Here is a 26,102-nt window from a genome sequence, read left to right on the forward strand (position 1 = left end):
CGCGGCCAAGACGGCGGCGGTCGAGAAGCGGAGGCTATGACGATGGCAAAGGTCGAAAACCAAATCGAAGACACGGGAACCGCGGTCACTGGCGCGCCGAAGGCGGGCGAAGGCGCCGCGCTTCCCGTGCTGATCATGATGCTGGGCCGGGGTCGAGTCGGGAAGACGGCGACGGCGACGACGCTCATTCAATATTATCGGTCGGCGGGCGGGCAATTGCAGGTCTGGAATGCGGACCAACAAAACGAGACGCACAGCCTGTCGCGTTTTCATATGGACGCGCTGGAACCGCGCCCGGGGAGCACTTTCGAGGACCGAAAGCGCTGGCTGGAGGAAAGGATTCAGGATCAGAGTCGGGCGCGATTTCACGCCTTGATCGACTTTCCCGGCGGGGATTCGACCGTGTTGAAGCTGGCGCAGGAGACGCGCCTCATTCGTTTGTTGAAGCGGATGGGCATCCGGCCGGTGGCGGTCCACGTCGTCGGGCCGGAAAAGGCCGATCTCGATTATCTGCGCCACATGGCGGCGGCGGATGTGTTCATGCCGGAGGCGACGCTCATCGTTTTGAACGGGGGCCTCGTGCAGTCGGGTCAGTCGGTCGATCAGGCGTTTGCGGAAATTATGACGGACGGCGTCATTCTGGACGCTGTTTCGAGGGGCGCGGTGGTGATCACCATGCCGGCGCTTCCCTGCATGTCGGATATCATGGATCTGGGGATTTCGTTCCGCGACGCGGCGGATGGGAATTTCGAGACGGGCGAAGAACTGCTGTCGTTGTTCAATCGGGCTCGGACGGAGATTTTCTTGGAGGAGGAGCTTCCCGAGGCGTTGAGCGGGATTCCGCTGGCGTGGACTCCTGCGACGAAGGAGGCATGATCATGTTGGATCAGACCAATCGGCCGAGTGGCGCGCAGGCGTTCGAGACGGCGACGATCACGGAGCCGCTCGAAGGAGCGATCCGCGAGGTCGAGCAGGCGGCTCACGGCTGGGGCGTTCGAACGAACCATCCAGAGGGTCGGTTCATAGCGGTGTTCATGGCGGCGCTGCGGGCGCTCGGGTCGCTCGTTGCGGGATCGGTGGCGGAAATGCGAGAGATCGTTCGCGGCGCGCAGAGCGCGACGGATGCGGAGATCGCGCGGCTTCGTGAGGCGAACCGAATGGCTGCTCTGGCGATCCGGCAGGCGGAAGTTGTTCAGGAGACGATCGTCAGCAATGTCTGCAAGGACCTAGTGAAGAATCTGACGAGCGAATCGCAGCAATGGCTGGTTCTGGCGGAGAACAATATCCATCGTCGCCGCACGCGCATTTTCGCGATGAAGATGAGCGCGGCGGCGGTGGCGCTGCTGAGTGTGAGCTTTTGGTCCGGCTATCAGATTCGCGTGTTGCAGGACGAACCGGCGCTGCAATCGCTGGCGCGTTGCGCGAAGACGCCGATGCGTGTGGCGATACAGGGCCAGCCGACGGGCGACTGGGTGTGCAAGCTGGAGACGCTGGCTCCGCGGGAGTGGCGCGATTTGCCGGACGAACTGAAGCATCGATGGCTGACGTGGTGGCCATTTTCGGGCTGAGGCCGCGCCGGCGGTTCTGATTACGGATGATGGGCAGATGCGCGACGCGTGTCTGCCCATCATCGAGGACGCGTTCGCCGCCGAGGTCGACCGGCGCAAAAAGGACCTGAAGACATAGAAAAATGAACGTCATCAAATGGATGGATGAAATCGTGTTCTCCGTCGCCGTCGCGGTCGGTTACAGCCTGGCGGTCGTTCCGATGGCGATCTGGCCGAATTACGTCAGTGCGCTGTTGCTGGAGCCGGAAGCGCCTCGAGATCGCGGATACCGCATCGCTCCGACGCCTGCCGACCGCATTCTCAGCGTGATTACCTTGATGACGGCGGGATTGGCGACGATCGGCGCGTCCATAGTCGGAATGGGATCGGCCGGCGCCGCCCGGAAATACGCGACGATCCGAATGTGGGCTTTCGGAAGAATGGCGGAACCCGCCGAGTGACGATCACTAGAAGAGCCGCAGGACGATATCGTTGTTGTTCGCGATCGATAGCGACTGGACGGCAAGCTGCTGCTGGTTCTCCAAGGCCTGCAAGCGCGTGGATTCCGTATCAGATTCGCGTGTTGCAGGACGAGCCGGCGCTGCAATCGCTGGCGCGCTGCGCGAATGGACGGCGTTCATTCGCGTGTCTCCTGTCAGAGTGGCGAATCCGAAGCGCTGAGAGCGCTCGGTCATTCGGGGTCGGGGGGCTTCTGTCTGGCGCGGCGATAGGAGGCCTTGCCCTTTTTCGGCGCGACGATTTTGGGGCGGGCGTCGAGAGCGATCTCGGCACCGGCGTTGGCGGCGCGTCGGCGCAGGGCGCGGGCGGCCTGGTTGATCGGGCGGGCGATGGGCCGGCGGGTGAGAGGCATAGCGATGACTTTCGGGGTAGCGACGCGAGCCGTGAGCTGGATGGGGCGCTTTCCTCGTCGGGGGGAACGTCGATAAAATGCGGAAGCCTTGCGGCTCCCGCACGTTTTTCGTCAAGCGCCGAAGGCGTCGATTTCGGCCTGGGGAGACTTGCGCTCTGCGGGCTCGGCCCGATCGGCGGCTTTCACGAACTGGGCGACGAATGTGAAGCTCGTTCCCGAATTGCCGTTGAACGGCTTCCAATATCCGCGCATGTCCAACGTTGCGCCGATCGCATATCCGGCGACGATCGCGTCGAATTCGTCGCGGCTCATATGATCAGGGGCGTACCAGACGGCGCGGGCCTCGCGGCCGTTCGGCTGGTCGCCATAGAAATGGAGGGTGCGGTCGCCGGCGATGGTGAAGCGGGCGTCCGGGTGATCGGCGAGGGTGACGCGGAGGGCGTCGCGGGATCGCAGGAGGCGACGGGTGTGGTCGGCGGCGATGGCGTCGGCGCGGCGGCGCTGTTCCTGCTCGCGCTGCTCGGCGGCGTTCGGGCGGCGGAGCTTGCTGAAGTCGAACATGACGTTCTCCATCGAGATCGCGAGAGAGGGAGGCGGGGCGCTTTCGCTCCCCGCCAGGCGGCTTCAGCCGAAGGCGCCCAATTCGGCGGCGGCGGACTTGCGCTCGACGGTCTCGGCTTCGCTCGGGGCGACGTAGGGCTTCCAATCCTCGCCGGTGATTTCGAGGTATGCGTCGATGGCGCCGTGGGCGGCGGCGAGCAAGGCGTAGGACTGCATAGCGAGATCAGCGGCGAACTGGCGGGCGCGCTGGGCCTTGCTCTCGAAGCCGGCGGGGGCGTCGCGGTCCTCGTCGCGGCTATCGTTGGCGAGCTTGGCGGTGAGGGCGCGGGCTTCGGTCAGCTTGTCGGAATAGAAGCGCCCGGCTCCCTGGGCGGAGGCGACATAGATTCCGACGACGCGCTGGAAGTGCATTTGAGCGGCCTTCTCATTGAGGGCGTCGTCGAAGGCGAGCGCGGTTTCACGAAGGAGCTTTTCATGAGACGCGCGAATGCCGAGATAGTCCGGGGTGGAGAGGCCGAAGGCGGTTGCGATGCTGACGGCCTGTGCGTCGGTGGGGCAGAGGAGGCGGGCGGCCTCGAAAGAGATTTGCGGACGAGGGGGGCGCGCGTTCTTGTTGGCTTTGGCGGCGACGGCGGCGGACTTCTGAGAGCGATTAGCCATGACGAATTTCCTTTTTTCCAAATGGACTGGCCCCTTGCCAGTGCCGAGGCTCGGCCCTTCAGGGCCGCGCCTTGGCATTGGCATGGGTGCCGATGCCGCGCGCCCTAAGCCGAGCGGTCAAAGAATCGCGCGCCTTCGCGCGACCGCTCTGCGGCGCGGAGCCACGCACAGGCGGCGGCGCTTCGAAGCGCCGACGACGAGCATGGCGAGCGTTCTTGACGGCGAGGCTGGGCGCGCCAGAGAGACGGCCGAGGCCGGGCGGAGTCCCGGCGTCGGCTGGAAAAGAGATTTCTTCTTTATGAGAGAGGCGCAGCGTCTCTCGGGACCGGCATGCGGAGGCATGCGGGGAAACTCATCCGTGCGCGGGAGCGCGCTGGGGAAAAACGTCGTCAGGCTTCTTGGCATGCGGTGATTATTCGCTGGGACGGCCGGCTCTCGCGAAAAGCGATCGTGACCGGGACGGCCGAGACGTCGCTCGCGACGGCTCGGTGAGCGCCGCTCGCGGCGCGAGTAGAGCGCGGTTCCGATTTATCGGAATTCGCCCGTTATTCTATTGTCGAGCGCAGCGCCCTTCCGATTATTCACTGGCCGCTCGTCAACGCTCTCGGAACGAGGAGACAACCTGTTCTGCGGCTCCCATCAACCGCGGATAAGGCGCCCGACGGAACATCAGGCTCGAGCAAGAACGCCTTCGTACAGTCATGCTTTCTTATGCCGGCCCGGAGCTTTTGGAATACGATGCAGGTCTCCAGCTCGAATAATCTAAATCCTTTTCTTAAACAGGACTCTTCGACGAAGAGTGGCAATTCATCAGGAGACAATAATCAAGATTCGTTCGCGGCGCTTTTAGGCGGCGGGCCAACCCAGCACGATTTGCAAACGGGCTTTTTTGGACGTTCTCGGAACACGTTGGATTCGGTCGCAGAGACTGGAAAATACGTCATCAACACGCTTTCGTATCTGACTGCGTCAGACATCGATCTGATCCAACGCACGACGGGCGTTACGGTAAAAGACGGCAGCTACTATGATAGTGAGGGGAACCAAGTCGGCATTCACTACGACAGCAAGGGGAACCTGCTGGAACCTGATGCAGGCGAAACTACGGCGGCAGCAGATCTGGCCTTCGCTCTTTCCGAGATGAGAGACAGTGGCGGCCCTCAAGGCGACACGAGCCTGCAGGAGGGTCGCAAGGTCACGGTGGACGATCTCGAAACCTACCTCAAGGATTATGCGGCCGCGAAGGCCTCGGGTCAGAACGTCTATGTTCCCTATACGGATGTGATCAAGCAGGCGGAACAGATGCTCTCGTCGGAGCAATCGCCGACTGACCCGAACGCCGCATAGAGCGGCGCCCGTCGAGCCGCTCTCGTGATCCTCATCCCCCTCGAGAGAGCGGGCGGCGGGGATCTTTCGATCCCCGCCGCTCCGGCTCAGCCGAAGGCTCCCAATTCGGCGGCGGCGGACTTACGCTCGACGTTTTCGGTCTCGCTGGGGGCGACGTAGGGCTTCCAATCTTCGCCGGTGATTTCGAGATAGGCCTGGACGGCTCCCTCGGCGGCGGCGAGGAGGGCGTAGGCCTGGATGGCGAGATCGGCGGCGAACTGGCGAGCGCGCTGGGCCTTGGACTCGAAGCCGGCGGGGGCGTCGCGATCCTCGTCGCGGGGCTCGTTGGCGAGCTTTGCGGTGAGGGTTCGGGCCTCGGTCAGCTTTTCGGAGTAGAAGCGTCCGGCTCCCTGGGCGGAAGCGACGTAGGTTCCGACGATGCGCTGATAGTGCATTTTGGTGGCGGTTTCGTTGAGCGCCTCGTCGAAGGCGGTCCAGGTCTTGCGGAGCAGCGTGTCGTGGGCCTCGCGGATTCCGGAGAAGTCGGGCACGGAGAGGGCGAAGGCTGCGGCGACGTTCGTCGCGATCGCGTCGTCTGGGCAGAGGAGGCGCGCGCTCTCGAGGGAGATCTGGGGGCGAGCGGGCTTATTGCGTTTCGCAGCGGACGTTTGGGGACGCTTGGTCATGATCGTGATCCTGATTTTCTGGGCCGGGGGTTTCGCCGGCCCGATGCCGGTTTGTTCCCCTCGGTGCGATCCCTGAAAGCCTGGCCCTGAGAGCGGACCTGCACCCGCGACCGTCGCCCGTAGGGCGTCGGCGCGGGCCGTAGCAAAGCGGAGGAGGGCCGACGCCAATTTTTTGTTTGGCGATGCAAAGATGTCCGGGGCGAGGAAAAGAGACCGGCGCTTGCGCCGGGCACAAAAGAAGCGCCCCGGCATCTGCGGAAAAAAATTGGCGTCGGCCCTTGCTGGTCCGGTCGGCCAGGCTTAGGGACGCACACAACCGAGGGGGCAAACCGAGACATCGGGCTCGCGCGGCGAAACGCCCCCCAGAGAAATCGAGCGATCTTCGAGACCGAGCGTGTTTCCCCGAACTCCGCGACTGCGAGACGCATCCCGCGCCCTGCGATCGACCGGGAGCGCGCCGACGACTGCCGCAGCGCGCGACGAACCGTCGATTGGCGCGGCCTCGACCTCGATCGCCTCCGACGATCTCCCGCGGCCCATGACGCGCGCCAAGACCGAACCGCCCGGCGCTCGACGACTCCGCCCCGGCACAACAGCGCATCGGACGGACCGAGGCGCGCACTGCCGGGAGCCAGCTTCTCTGAGACAGCGACCGGGCTCTGAATCCCGACAGCGCGCTCGCCATCGACAGCGACGAGGGCGCGCCCCGCCGTGCGAGAGACCTGGGACCAGCGCTCACCTTCGCGCCGAGCCATGCAGGGCAACGCCTGCCGCCTGCCGTGGGAGCGTCTCGCCGATCAGAACGGCGAGATTGGCTGCCCCGGCGCCGCGAGATCACGGCGAGCGCAAATCCGACGCGCTGCCGAACGGGCGCCCGGCCCGAGCGGCGGGAATGAAAGGCGCCTGCCTCTCCGCACACCCGCCTCTTCTTGCGACGGCTCGTTGGGCGCCGCGCGCGGCGCGAGACGAGCGCAGCTCCGATTTATCGGAATTCGCCTCAAGGATGGGTGAGAGGGGTCTGTGGGATGGCTTTCATGAGGGCCGCTACGGCTCCGACGACGGTTCCGATCATGAGGAGGGTTTGGAAACCGATTGCGCTGATGACCCATTTGAGGGTGTTGGCGTTTACTTCGGTGATTTTTCGATCGAGGCCTTCGACTTTGAGCTCGAGGCCGGCTTTCAACTCGCCGATTTTGAGCTCGAGGCGGTGCTCGACACCGTCGATCTTCTGATCGAGACCGGTTCTGACGTCGGCAATTTTAGCTTCGAGACGATGCTCTGTGGCTTCGAGGTCGGACTTCAATTCGGCGACCTTGAGCTCGAGGCGGTGCTCTGCACCGTCGATCTTCTGATCGAGACCTGTTCTGACGGCGTCGATTTTCTGATCGAGCTTATGGCTGGCGGCTTCGACATCGGCTTTGGTCGCGGCCTGAGTGTCAACCAATTCGGCGAGCGCAGAGACTTGCTCGACGGAGAAGCCGGAGGCCTGGAGTTTGAGAATAGCAGCAGCGCTCATGGTTTAAATCCTATCATGAAGTTGGAGACGGGAGAAGGGGAGGGGAGTCGAGGGCCGGGCGTGAGGGAGTTCACGCCGCAGAGGCCGCGATGTCGTGGGGGTTATCCCCAGCCGACATGGGTGGCCCCGGCGTCCTTGCCTTGTCGAACGAGGGTGGAGAGCTCGTGGAGCCTTCGATTGAGGTAGCCTTCTGCGCGGCCGCAATCGACGACGGTCATTCGCCCGGGCGCTCGGTCGATCGTCATGGGAATTTCGGCGGAGGGCTGGTCGATCGACTTACGCAGAGCGGCGGTGACGCGGTCCAGAAAGCCGAGGATCGGCTGCGGGGGCGCGGACCACAAGGCTTCAAAGCCCAAGACGGAGAGAAGATCGCTCGCGTTCGCATTGGAGAGATCGAAGATTTCGTTCGCGGTTTCCACGATGAGGTACTCCTCGGCTCCTGCGTCGAAGATGTAGGGATAGAAGCTGACGGTCATGATGGGCTCCGGCGGTTGAGGAGAGAGCTTGTCGAAGATCGAAGCGTCCCCTGTTTCGTTCGGGACTATTCCTCGAACATTTTCCCGCTGCGCCGCCGTCGGGGCGCGGGGGCAAGGGGCGCGCATAGCGCGCCTCGACTTGCCCTTGCGGCCGCGCGCCGATGGTGGCAATCGAGCTTTCACCTTTTTTCTTCAGATGATTACGTCCTTTCGCGCTCGGCGATTGTTCTCGGCGTAGCGAGCGGACGAGCGGCCGCAGCAGGAGTCGAGGTCGGCGGCGCCGATCGACCGAGTTCGAATTTCGATTTTTTGCTTCGAGATCCGCGCCGATTTCGCGGAGCCTCTCGGACGCGCGTCGGAATTCCGGCACGGGCTGGAGCGACGCGCGGCGAGGATTTGCAATGGCGATACATTTTCTGAACGTCGGCTCGGTTCGGCGGTCCGAGGGGCGAAGCGTGATTTCGGCGGCGGCGTATTGCTCGCGATCGAGGCTGAAGGACGCGAAGACACTTCACGAGGTGGACTTTTCCGCCGCGAACGACCTCATTCATTCAGAGATTTTGCTGCCCCACGGCGCAGACGCTCGGTGGGCGGAACGAGAGATTCTCTGGAACGAGGTCGAAGCGGTCGAGACGCGCAGCAATGCGCAGCTCGCGCTGGAAATCGAGGCGGCGCTGCCCGAAGCTCTTCCTGCTGGCGACGAGGTGGGCCTCTGCAGGGAATTCGTGACGCCGCTCTTCGTCGAGCGCGGAAGGGTGGTGGACGTCAATCTGCATCGCGCCGTCGGCGCCGATGGACATCCGCGCGTGTATCTTCATGCGCTGTTGTCGATGAGGGAGATCGGATCGGACGGTTTCGGGAAGAAGCTGGACGATTGGCATGGGCCGAAGCTCCTCATGCAATGGCGCGAGCGCTGGGCGATGCTCTCGAACAAATATCTTCTCGCCGCGGGCCGGGATCGGTTGATCCGGGCGGGCGCGGACGCGGCGCCCGGCCGAGAGCTCGAACCACTTTTCGACGACGCCGAAAGGGAGCGCCAGGCGGAGAACTATGAAATCGCGTGGCGCAATGGCGAGCGCCTGCTCGGAGAACCCGAGTTGGCGCTGAGGGCGTTGACGCATGCCGGCGCGACATTCACGTACGGCGAAATGATCGCGTTCGTGAGTAAAAATACTGCAGGCAAAGAGCAATTCGAGACGGCGCGAGCGCGCGTGGAATGTTCGGTCGAGCTGGTCCGGCTCGCCGACGGCGAGAGTTTCAGCACGCGTAGCCTCGCCGCGACAGTGCAATGCGCATCCGGCGAAAACGGCGCCGTTGCTGCGGCTCCCGGCGGCCTCGACGCGGCGGAAGCGAAGCGGACGCTGGCGGAGGCGATTTCGCAATGGGAGCGCGCTGGCCTGCGGCTTCGTGGAGTGGGCTTGACATATGAGACGGCGAAGGCGTTTGAGAAAAAGTCGGGCATCAAGAGCGTCGGGGTCCACGGGCTTCTCGGGCGGTGGCAGAAGAAGCAGGATCGACTGGCTCCGACGGACGTGCTGGTCGTGAATGACGCCAAAGGCTTGAGCGCGCGGCAGAAGGAATGGATGTTGCGGGCGACGCGCGCGGCGCGGTCGAAGCTGGTGTTGGTCGACGGGATCCGACTGGTCGAAATCGACGGCGGCGCGACCGGACTGAGCCCCGAAGAAATGACGGCCGTGAGCTGTTGACGGCGAACGAGTTGCACACATCCTTTGAGCAGAGGCCATTGTCGTAGCGATAGTAAGTATTTGGAGAGACGTGCCGATGAACGCCCGCATTACATTGACGGATATCGATCGCCCGCGCGAACCACTGGAGGTCGAGGTCGTGGAATCGAAGGCGCGCACGATGATCGTGGCGGTTCCGGGCACGATCATGGAATTCCAGTTGCGGCGGTCGCGTGACGGCGCCGCTTTCGAAGGAGCGATCGGCGGCCGCTATTTCCGCTTCGATCCGAGCGCGCCGACGACATGCGTCGGCGCGAAGGGTAAGCCGAAGACGACAAAGGCGGCGGCGTAGTTTATTGCGCGCGTTCAATGCGCTACGTCGCATTCCGAAGGCGCGCAGGTTCGATGAAGCGGTCCGAGACAGGAGATTTCCGATGCATATTGAGTTGACGCCCGGCCTGACGAATGTCGTGCGCTTTCCGATCGAGCGGCGGGCGAAGCCGTCGATGGATGTGGTTCGTGAGATCGCGCCGGATTCGCGAGAAGTCTCATTGGTGATCGAGTCGTTCCGATTCGACGACGACATCGATGGCATTCGCGATGCGGCCGACCAGGACATGGCGGATTACATTGCGCAGAAGAGGGCTCGCCAGTCGGGCTCGAAGGGATGGGCGGAGCTCGACCGGCTGCTGCAGTCGCTTGTCGAACGCGCGGTGTCGCTGTGCCGTGAGGCGCATGACGCGTCATTAGCGGCGGTGAAGGCGCAGCGCCTGGTGGTCGAGGCGCAGTCGGAAGGCGGCTATTGGCTGACGCCACTCAGCGAGCGGGCGTCGGCGCGGACCTTCTACGCCGCGCGATTGCTGGTCGACGCCCATGTGGCGTGTCAGCGCGCGGCGGGCGCGTCGCGCGCGATCGAGATCGCGAAGCGCGGCGACACATGGACGCCGTTCGACTTGCACACGGAAGCGCTCGCGATGTGCATCGACGAAGTCGCGGCGAGATCGTCGAATCGTTGAAACGCTCACGATCAAGGGCGCACCGAAATAGGGACGAGGGGAGGAGTCGAGAGCCTCCCCTGCGGCCAATCGATCAATAGGGAATGGCGTCATCCGTGGCGGAAGACGCGCTCCTTTGCCCGCGCCCGATGGAGTCGTTTCGCCCCTCAGCGTCGCGATACTCTCCATCACGATTGTCGGCGGCCCGCGCGAGGCGCGAGAAATCATTGCAGATGAGATCGACGGTGAAGACACGCTCGCCATCGTCGCGCTCGTAGCTGTTCTGGCGGACGCGGCCGCGCGCGTGAACGAGATCGCCTTTGCCGATATATTTTTCGATGTACCGCGCCGTGGCGGTCGAGAAAACGACGAAAGTGATCCCCAGCCCCTATACTCGCGAGGTTTAGGACAACGCACAATGTCGATTGACGATTTGCACACGCGATCCCACCGCGCAGAACGTAGAAGATGGCATTCACGATCTCGCGCATCGGCCATTCACGCCGCCGGCCGTCGAGCCGGGCAGCGGCAGGAATGCCACGATCAACCGCCACTCCACGTCGTTCAAATCCGTCTGGTATCGTTTCGCCACGCGCGTATGCTGCGCTCGAGTAGGCGGGGTCCAGATTCTTGTCTCCGAGATGTCCGCAAACTCCCGGAATCATATCGACATCGGCTGTTCTACCACTTTCGAAACGGCCTCTCAGGCCGTCGTTCGATAGATGGCGGCGGGATCGCTGGGCATAGGTTCGCCGCCCGGGGCGCCGATGTCTCGATCAACGCCCCGTGCTGAAGCTGAAACAATATCGGCCGGCCGGATGTTTGCCGCTTCCCACGCCGCCATAGTTGAATCCGCCGCCTTCCGAGGCCGTATCGAAATGCGCGCATAATTCGTACGAGGCATCGTCCTTGAGCAGATATTCATAGGGGTGCTGCGCATCGTCGTGCAGTTTGAGCGTCACCCAGTTCTGATCCTGCACCAATTGCTCAAGCGTTTCTGGGAGTCTATGGGTCTTGCCACGAAAAGCGTTAATGGCGCTGGAAAGGCCCTGTAAATCACGCAGTCTTTTTTCGTCTAGCTTTTTGAAACGTGCAATTTCTGGAGAATCCATGATCGACAATCCGCCAGTGATCGCCAGAACCACGCAGACCGCGATAAAGCCGGCAAAGAGGGAGGGTCGGGCTTTCATACGCGCTCTCCCTGCCGCATCTCGGACAGAAAATAGAAAAAATTGCCGCCAGCGAGAATGGCGACGATCAAAGTCTTGAGCGCGATACGAATGGACATTTCGCCGCCGAGTCCGCTGTAAATGAGATAGCTCACGTCGCAAATCAGAGTGATGGTCGCAATGAGCAGCGTGAGATAGGTGAGCGCTTTTCGCGTTCGTGAGTCGCGCCGGACAGGATCGGCGGCGATCGATTTGTTGACGAGGTGGAACGTGTAGAAAAACACGGGGGACACCACGATGAGCGAGGAGATGCTCCAACGCAGACCGTCGGAAAAAATGAAACTCCGGTCGACCGCAGGATCTGGGAAAAAATGTGTCACATAGTCGAAGCCCACCGACCCTATGTCGTAGACGGTTTTATAAAGCGCAATAAACATGACGAGATAAATAAAAACCTCGCGCGCCGAGAGGAATGGCTTGGGTTTTGGCACGGGGGTGACAAAATCTACATCTGCAAAGGCGTTCATGGCTGTGGCGATGTGCGGTCGTGTCCATCCGGCTGCGCGCAATGTTTGCTCAATCTCGTCGCGTCCGGCCTTCCTGTCCAAGGCGCGACGAACAAATTCCTTCAAATCAGCATTCATCTGCCATCCCCTAATTTCTGCGAAATATCTAGCGCCAGAGACCGCTATTACGCAAGACATCCAACGTCGAGTTCTGCTCATTGAGAGCACGACTGATTTCGTTTAGCGAAAGATATCGCCGTATGTTGCTCGCCGAGCCCGTCGTTGGAATGTCAGCTATTGCCTATATCCTGTCGTTCGACCTTACTTTGTTCCGGATGTCGCACGGCGCGCTTCTGTCATATCGCCAATCTTTGCCCGGACCTCAGACGACTGCGACAAAGGCCGCGATCGAAAGGGAGTATATAGGTTGATTATGTAACCGTCTGCATCCTACGGAAAAAGAAGGAAGAGTTGCAGATTGAGGGTCACTACGACGACCTCGTTCCAATGCGGGTCGTCCCGCCACTCTCCGCTCTCGTCCTTGTAGGAGTAGTTCGACGCGACGGTGACGTGCGTGGTGGACCGGTCGCCCATCGACATGAACGATCGGCGCGTGTCGCGTCGGCGACCGCGACGAAATCAGCGACTGCGAATTCTGTGATTGACAGGAGATTCACATACGCACCGAGGAGCGCAATGTTGGGCGCCTTCTGAAAATGGAGGTCTCATGTTGCGCAATATGGATATGTCCCGTCATGACGGCGGCGGAGGAGGGCAAGGTGGAAGACGAGGGCGACTCGTCGTCTCATGTCGATTGATTGCGGTGGCTCTCGCCGTGGGCGCGGGGTGGGCGTTGTGGGCGCCGACCCCGGGGATAGCCGATCCGACCCCTGTCGTCGAACGCGGACTGCCGGCCACCGTGATTCCGACGTATCGCGAGAAAGGCGCGCCGAATTTCAGCTATCCGACCGGCGGAACGGATACCGGTGGCGGGAACGGAGGCGGAGGAAATGGTGGAGGCCATGGGTATAATGGCGATGGCGGCATTGGCGCCGGAACGATCGCAACGGACTACAGTCAATACAACGGACAGAGCGTCGGAAGCGGGCAATGCGTCGCGCTGGCGCAGGCGACATCCGACGTCGGCCTGACGTCGACCTGGGTTCCGGGCGAACGTGTCGAGGGCGCTAGCGACATTGCAACGGGAACTGTGATCGCGACTTTTGGCGATGACGGGACATACACGAACACGCCGGGCCAGAGTCACACGGCGATTTACCTCGGTCAGAACGATCAGGGTATACAGGTAATGGACCAGTGGTTGAATCAGCCGGCCCATTACCGGACGATATATTGGACTGGGAACAATCAATATGAAGCGGGAGATAAATTTTATGTCGTATCGCACTAAGGCGCTCACCATACTGATGCTGATGGTTCCTTCGGCGGCCTTCGCCGTCGAACCTTGCAAGAATAACCTATCGGGGATCACGATCATTTCGGGATTAGCGGACCCGCCGGGGACACTCACGCCGGACACAGAATCGCTGACGGCTGACGGCTCTCTGAAGGAGCAAGGATGGCACAATCTCAAAAAGGCGCATCAACCGCTAAAACTCGTGTGCCGATATAAGGATGGAACGCACGAAACGTTTGTCTTCAAAGGTCCGATTGATCGATGCGTGTACACTCCTGGGCGCGTGGTGTGCAAATAGCGGCGAGCGCCAACATCGAACTGTGAATGAGGATCGGGTGCGACTCAGGCATTCGATCCTCCATTTATATCCGCGCACAGCGAGCTGAGGGTTGCGATGCGGTCGATAGTGGTGTCGCCGCGTGCAGCTTCGGAGGCCTTCATGAATAAGGAATCGTCGTCAGATATTTATTCCAGTGGAAGCTGGATTTCGAAATCAGTCGCGGCCTTCCTCGCAGGCGCTCTGTCGATAGCAGTCGGGGCTGGCGCGCTGGGCGCAGCCGTCGCCAGCATTGTCGTGTTGGTGCTGGACGGTCCGACAGCGATCCGAGGGCGTATGGTCGATGCGTCCTTCATTCATCCTGTCCCGCGCGTCAGCGAAGACTTGGCGCGCCTGTTCGAAAGAACCGCGAGCGAGCGAAGCGAGATTTCGGATTTCCATGTTGTCGGCATGAATCTGTCGCGACGAGCGCGGATGGCGCCACGCCCGCCTTTCCGGAACGAGGAATGATCTCGGATGTAATCTGGCGCTCGAAATCGGCGAAAGTTGCGAGGGGAGGTATTGCCGACACACTTCGGCGCCCTCTGCTTCACATGCGCGTCGAGAGCGAGTGCGCTCGACCACCGCCTCGTTTACGCCGCGACAAGTGGAAGCGGCAATTTGCGACCGGAGAGCCGCGGAAGAGTCGGATATGCCGTCGCTTCTTTGCACATGCCGAGATCGTCGTGGAGGATCAATGTGCGGACGGCGATCTTGCGGATGCGCCCATCTCGAAGGGAACGCACGAGGGCGAGATCGGAGCGTCTACTCACATAGACGTCTTCCCATTTGCCTGCGGCGGCGCTGCGACGGGAAGCGGCGACGACGCCATTCAAAAACGCGAGAACGATCCAAGGATTGCGGCGTATAGGCGTCCCGCGAAATCGATCACGCCAATAGCCGTCGTTCTGCAGGTAGTAGATGGAGCCGACCGCGATGACGCCGACGCCTTTCGGATTGTCGCCGCCCTGACGGCGTTGGGCATAATATTGCCGCATCATGTCGCAACTCCCTAGTTAGGGCATCCGGTGGGAAGGCTCCATGTCAGTCCGCCCAAGCGCCGACATGAAGAACGGAGCCGTCTTTGAAAGCGACTCGAATACCGACGCCGCATTCGATTTCTGTTTTGGAATGATCGATTTCGAAGGGCCAATCTCTCTGAATCAACCTCATGGCGTATTCGACGGTCATCTCTCGGCTGTCTTCGCGGTCGAATGCGAATTGCGCCAGATGCGCGATGCTGGTCGCGCTGCCGAAGATCTCCGCGGTGACGTCGACGTGCGTTCTGGCCATCTTCAGTCCTCCTGGGGTCGGCCTGCGGAAGGGACGAGGGCGCGACGTCCACATCGCGGCTGCGAGAACGAGACCGACCACCACGTCGGCTCGCGGACGCAATCCGGCGGCCCAGAAGAGGGCGTCGGGGCATTTGACGACGGGCGTGACAACGCCACATCATGGGCGATTCTGCTCTAGTGTCGCCTAGGAAGGCGGATGCGCGGGAGAGGCTGGTATATCGAGATCGATCTCCTCGACTTCGTTGCCCTCATCGTCCAGCAACACGCAATAGACGCGCGTTCGAACGAGATTGTCGGGTTCGATGCGGGCGCTCTGCCCGTCGGGCAGGGAGACCCAGTTGGACGATTTCTCCCGCGCGCGAGCATGGGCGCCGACGAGGATTTTTGCGCCGTCTCGAGGCGTGGAGGCGGCGACTTTGAATTCTGCGCAGTCGCTTTCCACCTGCTCTTCGACGAGAAGGATGCGGTAGGTCGGCATTCGGGCTCTCCATAGGTTGAAAGGCTATGAGCGCGCGGGGCTTTGCGCCGTGATCTCGGTTGCATCTGTGAGAATGCGAACGAGGTTTCGTGTCTCGTCGAAGGTGAGACTCGCGTGTCCGAAGCTGTCGGTGAAACGAAATTGCACGGCGACGATGCGCGGCGACTCGTTATAGACGCGAATGCAATCTTGCGCCTTCATTGGTCTCTCGGTCTTGGGAACGCGTTTCAGAAGTGGCGCGCGCCATCGCGACGCCATTTGCAGTATCGCATCCATTGTCGGGGCTCCTCCGATTGCGGTCAGGCTTCGGCATCGGCGCCGGCATGCCGCATTGTGAACGGTTCGCCGCCCTCGAACAAACTCACGAAGGCATACGCTTCGCTGGCCTGAAGCGCGAACTGGTCGGCGAGCCGCAATGCTGCGTCTCCCGTCGGGAGCAGCGATTTAGACGCGGGTGACGGGGGAGCCGCCGCCAGCGTGCGAAATTCGGCTTCATGATCCTTGAAGCGCTCGGTCGCGACGCGGCAGATATTGGCGAGCGTGGCGAGATCGTGTTCGGTGATGAATTTCGATTTCATCGGGGTTCCTCATGTTTGCGTCGAGAGTCGTCGGAGACGAGCGTGCGAATTTTCTCCATCGCCGCATTCGCGTCGTGGCGACTGAGGTAGGAAGCTTCATAGAGATCGTAGGCCTCCGTTCTTGGACGAGGCCGAGGCGATCGGCTGTTGGTCAAGAAGTCGATGCGCCAACTCCCATCCTGGAATTGAAAGGCGTACATGGTCGAACCTCCGTCATCGTCGCCACTTCGGCGCGTTCCGCCGTGGCGACCAGGCATAGGCTGGAGCGCGGAAGAGCGCCCTACGCGCCAGAGGACACGGCCGGCGTGAAGCCGGCCGCGCCGTGACTATGCTCAGTCCAATTCCTCCGCTTGGTGATCCTCTTCGGGATCGGAGTCCTCGTCGGAGGCGCCGATCTCCGGAGCGGGGCCGTCGACATTCCCCTCGTCGTCCTCGGAGCGTTCGGTCGTCCGGGCGAACTCGCTCGCGATCTCCTCTTCGGAAAGGGCGAAGCGCGCGGCCGGAAGCACGAATGTTGCGCCGGAGACGTGCTCGATGAAGGCGGCGCGCGTCTCCTTGGCGCGCGGACGGGGCAGCACGGAGTGCGCCGCGGCGGCCTTTTCGAGCGCGGCCTTCGACAGCGACGAGAGAAAATCGTCCGTGGCCATATTGGGAAGATGCGCGTCCGCGCCGATCGCGTCCCCGACGAGGCGGGCGGCGACGCCGCTCGAATGATAGCCGGGGCGGCAATTGAGAACATGGGCCAGCATGTCGCGCGCGGCCTTCCGAACGAGGGCAGCGTCCTGGGTGATCCGTCCCTCATTGGCGAGCCGGTGCGCGAGGCCTCGACGCAGGCCCGAGGAGTAGCCGCTGGCTTTCACATCGACATTGTCGGCGCCGAAGGCGACGACGAGCAGACCGAGAAGCGTGAAGTCGTCGATCTCGTTTTCCGCCAGCGCTTTGGCCAGGGCGTCGGTGCGGAAATCGCCGATGATCGCGAGACCTTTTTGCGTGATCTCGGGGCGGGTGCGGGTCGGTTCGGAAATCGTCTCGGACTCGCCGGCGCCCGCCCCAGTCTTTCCCTTCTTTGCGGTCTTCGGATCCGCCTTGGGCACACGAAAGACGATTTCCTTCACCGATCCGTCGCGAGTGTCGACGTAACGGCCGATCGTGTCGCTCTTTCTCGGCTGCCCCCAATTCCGCTCGGCCTTCGGCGGCAGCTTGCCCTGGCCGTATTCATCAATTTGCAAAATGACCCCATTTTTCGGCAGATTGGCTTCGATCCATGCGGCCTGCGCGGCGAAGAACGCTTCGACCTGGGTGGTGTAGCGGTTGTCCTGATCGCCCTGCTCGAACAAATCATCCTCCCACACGATGCCGAAAGCCTGCTCTTCGTCGGGACCGAACTTCGCGATCTTGGCGTAGAGACGCCGCTTGGTGAGCGCGCGAGCGACTTCGTGCCAAATGACCGTCTCTTGGCCCTTCTTGGGCTTGTGCTTCTTCCAGACGGACGCCTGCTCGTCGGCGCCAGCGGCGGCGATGGTACGCAGATGACTTTCCTGCGGCATATCGCCCTTGGCGATCTGGTCGAGCATGTCCGGATGAATATGGGCGAGCAGGCGCAATTTCTTGATCGTCCGCACGGGTAGGGCGAGTGCGCCGCCGATCGCCTCTTCCGTCCAGTGATCGGAAATGAGCGCTTCGATCGTGCGCCACTGGTCGACCGGCGCCATCTGCATGCGTACGACGTTCTCGGAGAGCGCGCGGAGATTGTCGGCGCCGTCGTCGGGGCCGCGGACGAGGACCAGGATTTCGGTGAAGCCAGCGCCGATGGCGGCGCGCACGCGGCCATGACCGGCGACGATGACGAGATCGTCGCCGTCGGGACGCACCACGGGCGGCTGCGTAATGCCGGTGGCCTTGATATTGGCGATCATTTGCCGGTCGGCATGTTCGCTGGGAGCGGTGCGACGGGGATTGTTGGGATTGGGCTTGAGAGAGCGTGGATCGACGTGACGCAATTCCATACGGACGCGGGCGTGCTCCGCCGCCGTGCCGAGATTGTCGCCGCCGTCCGCCTCGACTTCGGCGACGATTTGGCGATCGGCAGGCTCGCTGGGAGCGACGCGGCCGCGCTTGTTGGAATTGGGCTCTTTAGAGCCAGCATCGATGTGAGGCTGTGCCATGGTGATGATCTCCTGTTCAATTCTGATTGCCGGTCTTCTTTTCGAAAACGAGGATCGAACGCCCCGATCGCGGACGGCGGGGCAAGAGCGCGGGGCACGCGCGGGAGCAGAGCGACGAACTCTTGCGGCGATGGCCGCGCATGGGGCAAATCGCCTTCTCGATTTCCTGTTTCTTATTCCTGCGCTCGGCGCGAACGGGGATGAGCGAGCGCCAGAAGCGTCGGTAGCGGTGAGTAAGGCGCCGACGCCATCTGCGCTGAACTTCGGGTCCAGCGGGCGCGAGAAATTCAGCGCAGCCAGACTTGTGATCGGGCGGAGGCGGCTTCAGCTGCGACTCGAAGACCTCCAGCGAGGACGGCGGCGACGGCCCGTTGAAACGAGACCGTGGGATCGTCGGTCGGGAACGCCGTCATTTCGCGATGGCTGCGTTCGGCCGCCGTCGCGGCGGCTCGCGAAATGGAACTCGCGATGTCTTCGAGAAATTGATGGAAGTCTTGTTCGGGCATCGTCTCGGCGAAGGTCATAGCGAAGAATTCGACAAAGTGCTTCGCTTGGTCTTCGATTTGGTCGAGATCGAGTGGTTCGATGTCGAATGTCTCGATCAGGCGCTCCGTTTCGCGCTTCGAAGGCGCCATCGCAATGATGGCATTCGATTCGTCTGGGTGTTTCGAGGAAGTGTGCATGTTCTGTCTCCTTTTCGATTTTGATTTCCTTTCGAAATCGAAAATAGGAGCTTCGCGAGAGGGATCGGGACGCAAGGGCGCGCTCGCTCGGGACGAGCAGGCGCGCATGTCTCGACCCTTGCGTCCCGGATCGCTCGTGATAGCTTTCGTTCTTCGGTAAATATTTCGAGGACTTTATTGTGAACGAACATGGGACTTCTCATCCGAGAACCGAGAGGCATGGGAAGCCTTGGGGAAGCGACGAGGACCGCAGGCTTTATGATGCATTCGTGAACGGCCTCGATGTCGATGATCTCGCTTGTGAGCACAAGCGAAAGGTCGGAGGGATAAGGGCGCGACTGAAGCGTCTCGGATTGCTCGACGCGAACGGCTGTTCGGTCTCGCCTGTTCCTCCGTTTGATCGCGCTCCTCGTGCGGCGCCGACGACGGTGAACGAATTGAACGTGCGGGAACGTATATTCATCGGCATGCTTCGCGACGTGCCGAGGCGCAAACAGAGGATCGCCTTCGCAGTGTTGAGAGCGTTGGTGGATCAGGCGACGTTGTCGTCGACGCCAGAGGATGACGTAGACGCCTTGTCGGATTAGACCGCCTATCCTCGACGATCGGCGCGAGGAGGCCCGCCGTTCATTCGGAGAAATCAAATAGCGATCCTTGGCGCAGCATCGTCGGCGGCTCGGGCGCTGTCGCCGGCGACGCCAGACCGGAGAGTGCATCCGGTCGGGGGATCGGCTCGTATTTGGCTTTCAGACGCGCGAGCTGCTCGCGCTCTCGACGGGCGATGTCACTGTCGCGCTGCGCCTTTACGATCGCGAGAAGGCTCGCCGTCGTGATCCGCGATTGGACGACGATCTCCACGTCGCAAAATGTAAATTCCGCGGAGCCATAACAGGGCCATTTCAGCGTTTGTTCGATGAATTCTGCCTTCGTTTCGAAGGCCAGAAAGTAGTGCTCGAAGAAGCCTCGCCTATCGTGGTGAGCAATGTTCCCAAAACTATTGGAGAGGCGCACATATAATCGGTCGGTGAAGCCGCTCCTCGGGCAATCGTCCGCGAGGAATTTCAACAAGGCGTTCGCGAACCAGGCCTTGTCGTCGGCCGTGTGGAAGTTGGTCGGCGTGAAGTCGGCGGCCGTCAGTTGTGGTGTTCGGAGAGATCGAATGATTGCGGTCGGGAGCATCGAAGGTCTCCTGGTTGGAATGGGGCGAGCGGCGATGCGGGCTCCTTCGGATCGCCGGCGCCGAGATGCTCCGACCAGGACCATCGCCGTCCGAGCCCGCGAGTGGTCGTGAGGCCGCGACGGTGTGCGCGCCGCTCCATCTCAATTGAGATCGTCGCCAGCTCGGGATGGGTCACTGCGATCCAGTCGACCTCGTGCTTCTTGGAAGCCGGACACATGAAGCAGGCCGATTTCAGCGGCGTCGGCAGGCCTTCGTCGGCAATGACCCGTTCGCAGATTTCGCGCGTCCAGCCCCATTCGGCGAGTGGATACCGATAGCGATGACCAGGCGGCCATTTTCCAGACGCCTTTACGATGCGCCTGGCGTCGGCCGGTCCGGCGTCATATCCGATGAGCTTCGTGACGAACGCCCCGTGCCTCCATCGGCGCTGGCGCCGATCCCAGCCGAACTGGTCGCGAGTAAACGCCCATTGGGGGTCCACCTTCCACTTCAACGAGCACGAATGGCCGCCGTATGCGAGCGACGGCAGAATGCTTTTGCGCAAGCATTCCTCGTGCAATGAGGTATCGCCCGCGCGTGGGCTTCGCCGACGGACGATGGTGATCGGCGGAAACGCATTGGCGGCGAGCCACGCGCCGATGACGCCGAGATAGGCGATGGTTTCGGGCTTTTCCGATCCGGTGTCGGCGAACAGAATGAGGTTCGGCGATATGTTGCGATCGCGCAGACCGATCAGCATAGCGGTGCTGTCGACGCCGGCCCCATAGGCGACGATGATTGGATCGGAGCCGAAGGAGTCGCGAAACGCGTGGGAAGATGCGTGAGCGAGGATCGTCACGGGGGTGTCCTTTCGGGGATTTCATGATTTGATGGAGGCGGGCGCCGATCGACGTGTCAGGCCGCGGAGCTGGCTTCGGCGTTTCCGTCGTCATTCGCGGCGAGCGACGCGTCGAGCGCCGCCAGCTCGTCGCGTTTCGCGTCGAGCTCGTCCTCATAGGCGAAAGCTTCATCGAGGCGCCGGCGATAGGCCGGGAGGCGTTCGGCGGCGTCACTCATGGCGCGCTTCTGCTCGGCCAGATCCACTTCGAAGCGCGAGAGGCAATATTCGAGGCGGGAGATGACGCCGAGCGGCGTCAGATCGTGCGAATATTCGATATCGAAATGCCGGCCGGCGCGTTGCATCGTCAGCTCGACCTCGGCGAGCTTCTGGCGCTCGACGGATTTCGCCGTTACGGACAAATCGAAGCCGCCGATGTTGGCCACGCGCCAGTCGCCGCCCTTGCCTTCGAACTCCCTGGCCCGGATGTTTTTGAGCAGGGCGGCGCCGGCGTCCTTGCGTTCGACGAATCGCTCGCCGTTCACCTCCATTCGGAAGGCGTCGCCGCGGGTCGGGATTCGCCGGGCGATGTCCTGCTCGATCTCGCCGATCCGCTTTTCGGCGTGACGGAGCGAGGCCTCGGTCGAGGAGATCGTGCGGCGGACGGCGTATTGATCGTCGAAATGCGCGTCGCGCAGACGTTCCAGTCGAGCGATCTCGGCTTCGAGCCCGGCCTTCTGCATGAGCCTCGGGTCGCCCGATGCAATGGCCTTCGCCATGGCGAATTGATTGACCTGCGATCCGGCGTCTTCCAGCCGACGGATGCTGCGGTCGCCGGACATGGCCATCTCGATGAACCGAGCTTTCCGCTCCAGCAATTGCCAGCCGGTCGCGTCGACGCTGCCCTTGGTGGCGTAGGCGTAGAGCCCGATTTCGTCATTCTCGTTGCCCTGCCGCTCGATACGGCCTTCGCGCTGCTCGATGTGGGAAGGGAGCCAGGGAACGTCGAGGTGATGGAGGGCGATGAGGCGGCGCTGGGCGTTGACGCCCGTGCCCATCGTGTCGGACGATCCGATCACGATGCGGGTCTTGCCGGCGTTGATGTCCTGGAACAGGCGCTGCTTGGCGCTCGACTTCTTGTAGTCCTGCATGAAGGCGATCTGCTCGGCGGGAACGCCGAGCGCGACGAGCCGCGACTTCATCCAGCGATAGGCCGAGAAGCCGCGGGTCGCCTCGACGTTGAGCGTGCCGAGATCGGAGAAGATCATCTGCGCCGCCCCGGGCAGAAGGTAGGGAACGCCGTCAGCCCGCGTGTAGCGGCGATCGGAGGTCTCGCGCCAGATCGAATAGACATTGTCGATCAGGGAGTTGAGCTTGTTGCCGTCCTCATTTGCGGCGCCGGGGAGGACGAAGCGCAGATCGATGGCGGCGTGGCGGCCGTCGGTGATGACGGAGAGGAGAATGTCGTCGCCCTTCTCGGGCTTGCCCTTGCGCTGCTCGATGACGGCGATGCGCTGGGCGAGGATTTTCTGATAAGCCTTGAAGGCGTCAGTCGGCTCGGCCGTGACGATCTGGCGCTTGCCGCCCTTGACGCTCGGCAGGCGCAGATAATGGCGCAGGTCCGATTTGAGCACGACGTCGGCGACCGAGCGATACATGGCCATGAGATCGGCGACATTGACGAATTCCGAAAAGCGCGTGACCGGCTTGTAGAGGCCGGACGGCTGAAGCTCCAGCTCGGTTCGCGTCTCGCCGAAGGTCGCCGCCCAGGCGTCAAACTCGTGAATGCCGCGTTCTTCGAGCGTCTCCGGCTGCATGAATCGCTGGAGGGTGAACATTTCGCCGAGCGTGTTGGTGATCGGCGTGCCGGAGGCGAGGAGCAGAGCCCGGCCGGGGTTCTTTCCGTCGATGAAGCGGGATTTGACGAAGAGATCCCAGGCGCGCTGCGACCCGTCCGGATCGACGCCCTTCAGGCTCGTCATATTGGTGGCGAAGGAGAGTTTGCGGAACTCCTGCGCCTCGTCGACGATGAGTTGATCGACGCCCATCTCGCCGATGGTCAGGAGGTCGTCCTTACGGCTCTGCAAGGTCTCGAGCTTGGCTTCCAGCCCCTCCTTCATGCGCTCGATGCGCTTGCGCGAGATGCGGTCGTCGCCGTCGATCTTCTCGAGCAATTCGGAATAGCTGGCGAGGTGGTTCTGAATGAGCGCCTGCTCGAAGGCGGCAGGAGCCGGCACGAATTTGAAGGCGCTGTGGGTGATGATGATGCAGTCCCACTGCGCCGTGGCGGCGCGGGCGAGGAAGCGCTGGCGCTTGTCCTTGGAGAAATTCGTCTCGTCGGCGACCAGAATGCGGGCGTTCGGATAGAGCAGGAGGAATTCGCGGCTCGCCTGCGCCAGGCAATGACCGGGAACCACCAGCATCGCCTTGGCGACGAGGCCGAGCCGCTTCTGCTCCATGATGGCCGCGGCGATGGTGAAGGTCTTTCCGGCTCCGACCGAATGGGCGATGTAGGTTTTGCCGGCGCTGACGATGCGCCAGATCGCGCGCTTCTGGTGGTCGTAGAATTTGATGACGCTGCTCGCGCCGGGAAGCTGCAGATGGCCTCCGTCGAAGTGGCGCGGGACCAGATTGTTGAACTGGTCGTTGTAGATGCGGGTGAGCCGCTCGGCCCGCTCGACATTGGTCCAGACCCAGCGCTCGAACGCCGTCTTGATCTTGGCGAGCTTCTCCTTGGCCGCTTCGGTCTCGGCGGCGTTCAGCTCGCGCCGTTCTCTGCCGTCCTCCTTCCAGACGTCATAGATTTGCGGGATCGACGAATTGAGCGCGTCGGCGAGCAGCAGGCCGGCGTTGCGGCGCGCCGTGCCCCATTCGGAGGTCGCCTCGGCGCGGCCGGAGAAGGCGGAGAGCTCGACGGTCCAGGAGGCGATCTCGACGGTGTGGCGGATCGAGGCCTTCACGCCGATGACATCGGCGACGAACCCCATGACGACGTCGATCGGGATCCATGGCGCGCCGAGCCGCGCCGAAATATCCGACGGCTTCAGATCCTCGGGCTGGACAGGGCCGAGCGCCTCGACATTGCGCCGATAGCGCGGGTCGCGTTCGGCCGCGGCGATCGCGGCGGTGAGCTTGGTGCGCACCGAGCCGGACAGATAGGCGTCGGCGGTCTGCCAGCTTTCGAAGCCCTCGATCGTCGTCTGAGGATCGAGGAAGACGCGGTCGCCCAGCTCGGCGAGCGCTTCGTCGCGCAATCGGCCGAGGAGGTCGGCGATCCGGTCGATGTCGACAAGGCCGAGCTCGTGCAGGGTTACGGCGAGGGCGTCCGCCGCGCTCTCGATCGTCGGCGTCGCCGGCGGATGCAGCACGCGCTCGGAAAAGATCGGCCCCTTCTTCGCCACGCCGGTCTCGACGTCGTAATCTTCGATCGAGGCGACGAGCCAGACGTCGGGGTCGTCGAGGAAGGGCTGGAGATTGGGGCGGCGCTGCGTCTCGCGCGCCTCGCCGGTCTTCGGATCGGTGGTCTCGCTGATGGTGGTGAGATTGATCGCTCCGAAATTGCGCAGGAAGCTGTTGTAGGCGATGCGCAGGCGCGTCTGGGCCGGCCCCCAGGGCTCGTTGGCTTCCTGGGCGCGCAGGACCTCGCGGATGGCGTCCCGGATCGGGATGAGGGTGCGAATGATGCGGGCGTGCTTTGCGGGAATGCCTTCGCCTCCCTTGCCGCCGCGCACCTCGATCTTGCGCGGCGCGCCATCGATAATCTGCATCAGCGCGTCGTCGACGATGACGAAGCTTCCCTCCTTGATCGTCGCGCCTTCCGCGGCGGTCCCGATGCGAAGGGCAGGGCGGTTCGGCGCGGATGCGGCCGATCGCGCGCTCGGCTGATGGATTCCGCGCGGCAGACGCGAAACGGCGGCGTCGATTTGCTCGTCGAGCGCGGCGCGATCCTTTCGCAGGCAGGTGTAGGTCGGGCCATAGGCGCTGCTGGTCCGCGCGTGGAGCCCCATGACCATCTCTGGATGATCGATGAAATACCGATTGATCGAGAGAGCCTCCTCGCCATCCTCGGCGGGGACCGCTTCGGCGAGGCCGTCCCAGAGCGCGCCGCCGGGCTCCTGGTCAGCGGCGCGCTTCTGCAGGAACAGGATGTCGACGACGACGTCGGTTCCCGCAGTTGCGTTCATGGCTCCCTCGGGAAGCCGGATCGCGCCGACGAGATCAGCCATGGCGGCGATGTGGGCGCGCGCCTTGTCGTCGACCTTGTCCATGGTCCAGCGGCTGGTGACGAAGGCGGCGAGGCCGCCCGGCTTCAGGCGCTCGACCGACCGCGCGATGAAATAATCATGCAGCGAAAGGTCGAGGCGCTCTGCCCCGTCGAGACGCGCGCGGCGGTCACTGAACGGCGGATTGCCGATGACAAGGTCGAAGCTCTCGGAGAGGCGCGCCTTCGTAAAATCCTCGCGCCGGATCCAGGCGTTCGGAAACAGCTGAGCCGCGATGCGCGCGGTGGTGGCGTCCATCTCGACGCCGGTGAGGCTCGATTTGCCGGCGAGCGCTTCCGGCATGAGGGAGAAGAAGAGCCCTGTCCCGCATCCCGGCTCCAGGATCGAGCCGCCGCAAAAGCCCATGCGCTGGACGGCGCGCCAGATGGCGCGGATGATGAACTCCGGCGTGTAATGGGCATATTGCGTGGCGCGGGCGAGGCTCGCCAGCTCTTCGCGCGGGACGAGCCGCTCCAGCTCCTCGCCCAAATCCTCCCAGCCTTCAGCGAAGGTCTCGCCGGCGCGGCGGAACATCATGTCGGCGAGGTCGCGCGCGCCGAAGCCGACGAAGCGGCTCAGGACGTCCTGCTCCTCCGAAGTCGCATTCCGCTTTTCAGCCTCGATGTCGAGCGCCAGCCGGATGGCGGCGAGGTTGTCGGCGGCGCGGGCCTTCCAGCCGTGGGCGAGCTGGCGGTCGCCGCGAAGCACGAAGTCCTGCGCGGGAATGGCAGGCGCCTCCGCGACGGCCGGCGCTTCGTTCTCTACGGGGATATCGGTCGAGGGGCGAAAACTTCCGCCGTCGAGCGTCAATCCCCCGGAGAGGCTGGTGGAATCGAACAGAGAAAGCGTCAACTGATTGCTGTCTTTTGCCATGGCGAGAAAACCTTTCGGCGAGCACGAAAAAGCCCGGCGC

29 protein-coding genes and 1 pseudogene are annotated in these 26,102 nt (G+C 62.7%); 9 read left to right on the forward strand and 21 right to left on the reverse strand.

The annotated features are described in order from the left end of the window. Window positions 1–42: 42 nt before the first annotated feature. The 3 genes from CQW49_RS22545 (at window position 43) to CQW49_RS22555 (ending at window position 2,008) form a co-directional block, all read left to right on the forward strand. On the forward strand, window positions 43–876 hold the full coding sequence (locus tag CQW49_RS22545) for a P-loop NTPase family protein (protein WP_157926107.1): 834 nt from the start codon (window positions 43–45) through the stop codon (window positions 874–876). A 2-nt stretch (window positions 877–878) separates the two neighbouring features. Next, window positions 879–1,568 carry a hypothetical protein gene (locus tag CQW49_RS22550; protein WP_157926108.1) on the forward strand — a complete coding sequence of 230 codons (690 nt, stop codon included), beginning with the start codon at window positions 879–881 and terminating at the stop codon, window positions 1,566–1,568. Window positions 1,569–1,690: 122 nt separating this feature from the next. After that, window positions 1,691–2,008 (forward strand): hypothetical protein, encoded by a 318-nt coding sequence (locus CQW49_RS22555; RefSeq protein ID WP_099831972.1) that lies wholly within the window; start codon window positions 1,691–1,693, stop codon window positions 2,006–2,008. Between the two features lie 6 nt (window positions 2,009–2,014). Here CQW49_RS22555 and CQW49_RS26415 read toward each other — a convergent pair whose 3' ends face one another. From CQW49_RS26415 to CQW49_RS22575, 4 genes are all read right to left on the reverse strand, one after another. After that, a complete protein-coding gene (locus tag CQW49_RS26415; protein ID WP_198586457.1) occupies window positions 2,015–2,188 on the reverse strand; it encodes a hypothetical protein in 174 nt (57 codons plus the stop codon). Between the two features lie 50 nt (window positions 2,189–2,238). After that, window positions 2,239–2,418 (reverse strand): hypothetical protein, encoded by a 180-nt coding sequence (locus CQW49_RS22565; RefSeq protein WP_099831973.1) that lies wholly within the window; start codon window positions 2,416–2,418, stop codon window positions 2,239–2,241. A 111-nt stretch (window positions 2,419–2,529) separates the two neighbouring features. Then, on the reverse strand, window positions 2,530–2,979 hold the full coding sequence (locus tag CQW49_RS22570) for a hypothetical protein (RefSeq protein WP_157926109.1): 450 nt from the start codon (window positions 2,977–2,979) through the stop codon (window positions 2,530–2,532). A 63-nt stretch (window positions 2,980–3,042) separates the two neighbouring features. After that, on the reverse strand, window positions 3,043–3,639 hold the full coding sequence (locus CQW49_RS22575; protein WP_099831975.1) for a hypothetical protein: 597 nt from the start codon (window positions 3,637–3,639) through the stop codon (window positions 3,043–3,045). Between the two features lie 738 nt (window positions 3,640–4,377). On the opposite strand from CQW49_RS22575, the gene CQW49_RS22585 reads away from it, so the two are divergent. Further along, window positions 4,378–4,986 (forward strand): hypothetical protein, encoded by a 609-nt coding sequence (locus tag CQW49_RS22585; RefSeq protein ID WP_157926110.1) that lies wholly within the window; start codon window positions 4,378–4,380, stop codon window positions 4,984–4,986. 86 nt (window positions 4,987–5,072) lie between these two features. On the opposite strand, the gene CQW49_RS22590 is transcribed toward CQW49_RS22585, so the two are convergent. From CQW49_RS22590 to CQW49_RS22600, 3 genes are all read right to left on the reverse strand, one after another. Then, entirely contained in the window at window positions 5,073–5,651 is a 579-nt protein-coding gene (locus CQW49_RS22590; protein WP_099831978.1) for a hypothetical protein, read from the reverse strand. A 997-nt stretch (window positions 5,652–6,648) separates the two neighbouring features. Then, window positions 6,649–7,167 (reverse strand): hypothetical protein, encoded by a 519-nt coding sequence (locus tag CQW49_RS22595; protein WP_099831979.1) that lies wholly within the window; start codon window positions 7,165–7,167, stop codon window positions 6,649–6,651. Between the two features lie 101 nt (window positions 7,168–7,268). Then, on the reverse strand, window positions 7,269–7,643 hold the full coding sequence (locus CQW49_RS22600) for a hypothetical protein (protein ID WP_099831980.1): 375 nt from the start codon (window positions 7,641–7,643) through the stop codon (window positions 7,269–7,271). 401 nt (window positions 7,644–8,044) lie between these two features. Here CQW49_RS22600 and CQW49_RS22610 point away from each other — a divergent pair, with 401 nt between their 5' ends. Together CQW49_RS22610 and CQW49_RS22620 are read left to right on the forward strand one after the other, a co-directional pair. After that, on the forward strand, window positions 8,045–9,349 hold the full coding sequence (locus CQW49_RS22610; RefSeq protein ID WP_099831982.1) for a MobA/MobL family protein: 1,305 nt from the start codon (window positions 8,045–8,047) through the stop codon (window positions 9,347–9,349). Between the two features lie 212 nt (window positions 9,350–9,561). Continuing rightward, the gene (locus CQW49_RS22620; RefSeq protein WP_157926111.1) at window positions 9,562–10,344 is read left to right on the forward strand and encodes a hypothetical protein; all 783 of its coding nucleotides are present in this window, start codon (window positions 9,562–9,564) and stop codon (window positions 10,342–10,344) included. A gap of 73 nt (window positions 10,345–10,417) precedes the next feature. Here CQW49_RS22620 and CQW49_RS26420 read toward each other — a convergent pair whose 3' ends face one another. The 4 genes and pseudogenes from CQW49_RS26420 to CQW49_RS22640 all read right to left on the reverse strand — a co-directional run bounded on the left by CQW49_RS26420 (window position 10,418) and on the right by CQW49_RS22640 (window position 12,136). Beyond that, a complete protein-coding gene (locus CQW49_RS26420; RefSeq protein ID WP_099832106.1) occupies window positions 10,418–10,708 on the reverse strand; it encodes a single-stranded DNA-binding protein in 291 nt (96 codons plus the stop codon). Between the two features lie 55 nt (window positions 10,709–10,763). Then, a pseudogene (locus tag CQW49_RS22630) lies at window positions 10,764–10,951 on the reverse strand (transposase); the annotation flags it as partial. 148 nt (window positions 10,952–11,099) lie between these two features. Continuing rightward, complete coding sequence (locus CQW49_RS24850; RefSeq protein WP_157926112.1) at window positions 11,100–11,513, reverse strand: hypothetical protein; 414 nt, start codon at window positions 11,511–11,513, stop codon at window positions 11,100–11,102. After that, the gene (locus tag CQW49_RS22640; protein WP_099831986.1) at window positions 11,510–12,136 is read right to left on the reverse strand and encodes a DUF5671 domain-containing protein; all 627 of its coding nucleotides are present in this window, start codon (window positions 12,134–12,136) and stop codon (window positions 11,510–11,512) included. The genes CQW49_RS24850 and CQW49_RS22640 overlap by 4 nt, the downstream gene beginning before the upstream one ends. Before the next feature lie 589 nt (window positions 12,137–12,725). On the opposite strand from CQW49_RS22640, the gene CQW49_RS24855 reads away from it, so the two are divergent. Together CQW49_RS24855 and CQW49_RS24860 are read left to right on the forward strand one after the other, a co-directional pair. Then, entirely contained in the window at window positions 12,726–13,409 is a 684-nt protein-coding gene (locus CQW49_RS24855) for a BPSL0067 family protein (protein ID WP_157926113.1), read from the forward strand. A 445-nt stretch (window positions 13,410–13,854) separates the two neighbouring features. Continuing rightward, window positions 13,855–14,202 (forward strand): hypothetical protein, encoded by a 348-nt coding sequence (locus tag CQW49_RS24860; protein WP_157926114.1) that lies wholly within the window; start codon window positions 13,855–13,857, stop codon window positions 14,200–14,202. 122 nt (window positions 14,203–14,324) lie between these two features. Here CQW49_RS24860 and CQW49_RS22655 read toward each other — a convergent pair whose 3' ends face one another. The 7 genes from CQW49_RS22655 to CQW49_RS22690 form a co-directional block, all read right to left on the reverse strand. After that, window positions 14,325–14,732 (reverse strand): hypothetical protein, encoded by a 408-nt coding sequence (locus CQW49_RS22655; protein ID WP_099831987.1) that lies wholly within the window; start codon window positions 14,730–14,732, stop codon window positions 14,325–14,327. Window positions 14,733–14,775: 43 nt separating this feature from the next. After that, window positions 14,776–15,108, reverse strand: coding sequence for a hypothetical protein (locus CQW49_RS22660; protein WP_157926115.1), 333 nt, complete (start codon window positions 15,106–15,108; stop codon window positions 14,776–14,778). A 102-nt stretch (window positions 15,109–15,210) separates the two neighbouring features. Beyond that, the gene (locus CQW49_RS22665; protein WP_099831989.1) at window positions 15,211–15,504 is read right to left on the reverse strand and encodes a hypothetical protein; all 294 of its coding nucleotides are present in this window, start codon (window positions 15,502–15,504) and stop codon (window positions 15,211–15,213) included. A gap of 24 nt (window positions 15,505–15,528) precedes the next feature. Next, entirely contained in the window at window positions 15,529–15,705 is a 177-nt protein-coding gene (locus CQW49_RS22670; RefSeq protein ID WP_157926116.1) for a hypothetical protein, read from the reverse strand. A 98-nt stretch (window positions 15,706–15,803) separates the two neighbouring features. Beyond that, window positions 15,804–16,082: a hypothetical protein gene (locus CQW49_RS22675; RefSeq protein ID WP_099831991.1), complete on the reverse strand. Its 279-nt coding sequence runs from the start codon at window positions 16,080–16,082 to the stop codon at window positions 15,804–15,806. 332 nt (window positions 16,083–16,414) lie between these two features. Further along, on the reverse strand, window positions 16,415–18,247 hold the full coding sequence (locus CQW49_RS22685; protein WP_244593440.1) for a ParB N-terminal domain-containing protein: 1,833 nt from the start codon (window positions 18,245–18,247) through the stop codon (window positions 16,415–16,417). Window positions 18,248–18,534: 287 nt separating this feature from the next. Then, complete coding sequence (locus CQW49_RS22690) at window positions 18,535–18,930, reverse strand: hypothetical protein (RefSeq protein ID WP_157926117.1); 396 nt, start codon at window positions 18,928–18,930, stop codon at window positions 18,535–18,537. A 269-nt stretch (window positions 18,931–19,199) separates the two neighbouring features. Between CQW49_RS22690 and CQW49_RS24865 the strand changes: the two genes are divergently transcribed. Next, entirely contained in the window at window positions 19,200–19,517 is a 318-nt protein-coding gene (locus CQW49_RS24865) for a hypothetical protein (RefSeq protein WP_157926118.1), read from the forward strand. 40 nt (window positions 19,518–19,557) lie between these two features. On the opposite strand, the gene CQW49_RS22695 is transcribed toward CQW49_RS24865, so the two are convergent. From CQW49_RS22695 to CQW49_RS22705, 3 genes are read right to left on the reverse strand one after another with little or no spacing between them, the layout of a single operon-like run. Continuing rightward, window positions 19,558–20,109 (reverse strand): hypothetical protein, encoded by a 552-nt coding sequence (locus CQW49_RS22695; protein WP_157926119.1) that lies wholly within the window; start codon window positions 20,107–20,109, stop codon window positions 19,558–19,560. After that, complete coding sequence (locus tag CQW49_RS22700; protein WP_099831995.1) at window positions 20,064–20,948, reverse strand: adenine nucleotide alpha hydrolase family protein; 885 nt, start codon at window positions 20,946–20,948, stop codon at window positions 20,064–20,066. The genes CQW49_RS22695 and CQW49_RS22700 overlap by 46 nt, the downstream gene beginning before the upstream one ends. Before the next feature lie 56 nt (window positions 20,949–21,004). Then, window positions 21,005–26,062, reverse strand: coding sequence for an Eco57I restriction-modification methylase domain-containing protein (locus CQW49_RS22705; protein ID WP_099831996.1), 5,058 nt, complete (start codon window positions 26,060–26,062; stop codon window positions 21,005–21,007). Window positions 26,063–26,102: the final 40 nt, after the last annotated feature.

Source organism: Methylosinus trichosporium OB3b (assembly GCF_002752655.1).
GTDB lineage: Bacteria > Pseudomonadota > Alphaproteobacteria > Rhizobiales > Beijerinckiaceae > Methylosinus > Methylosinus trichosporium.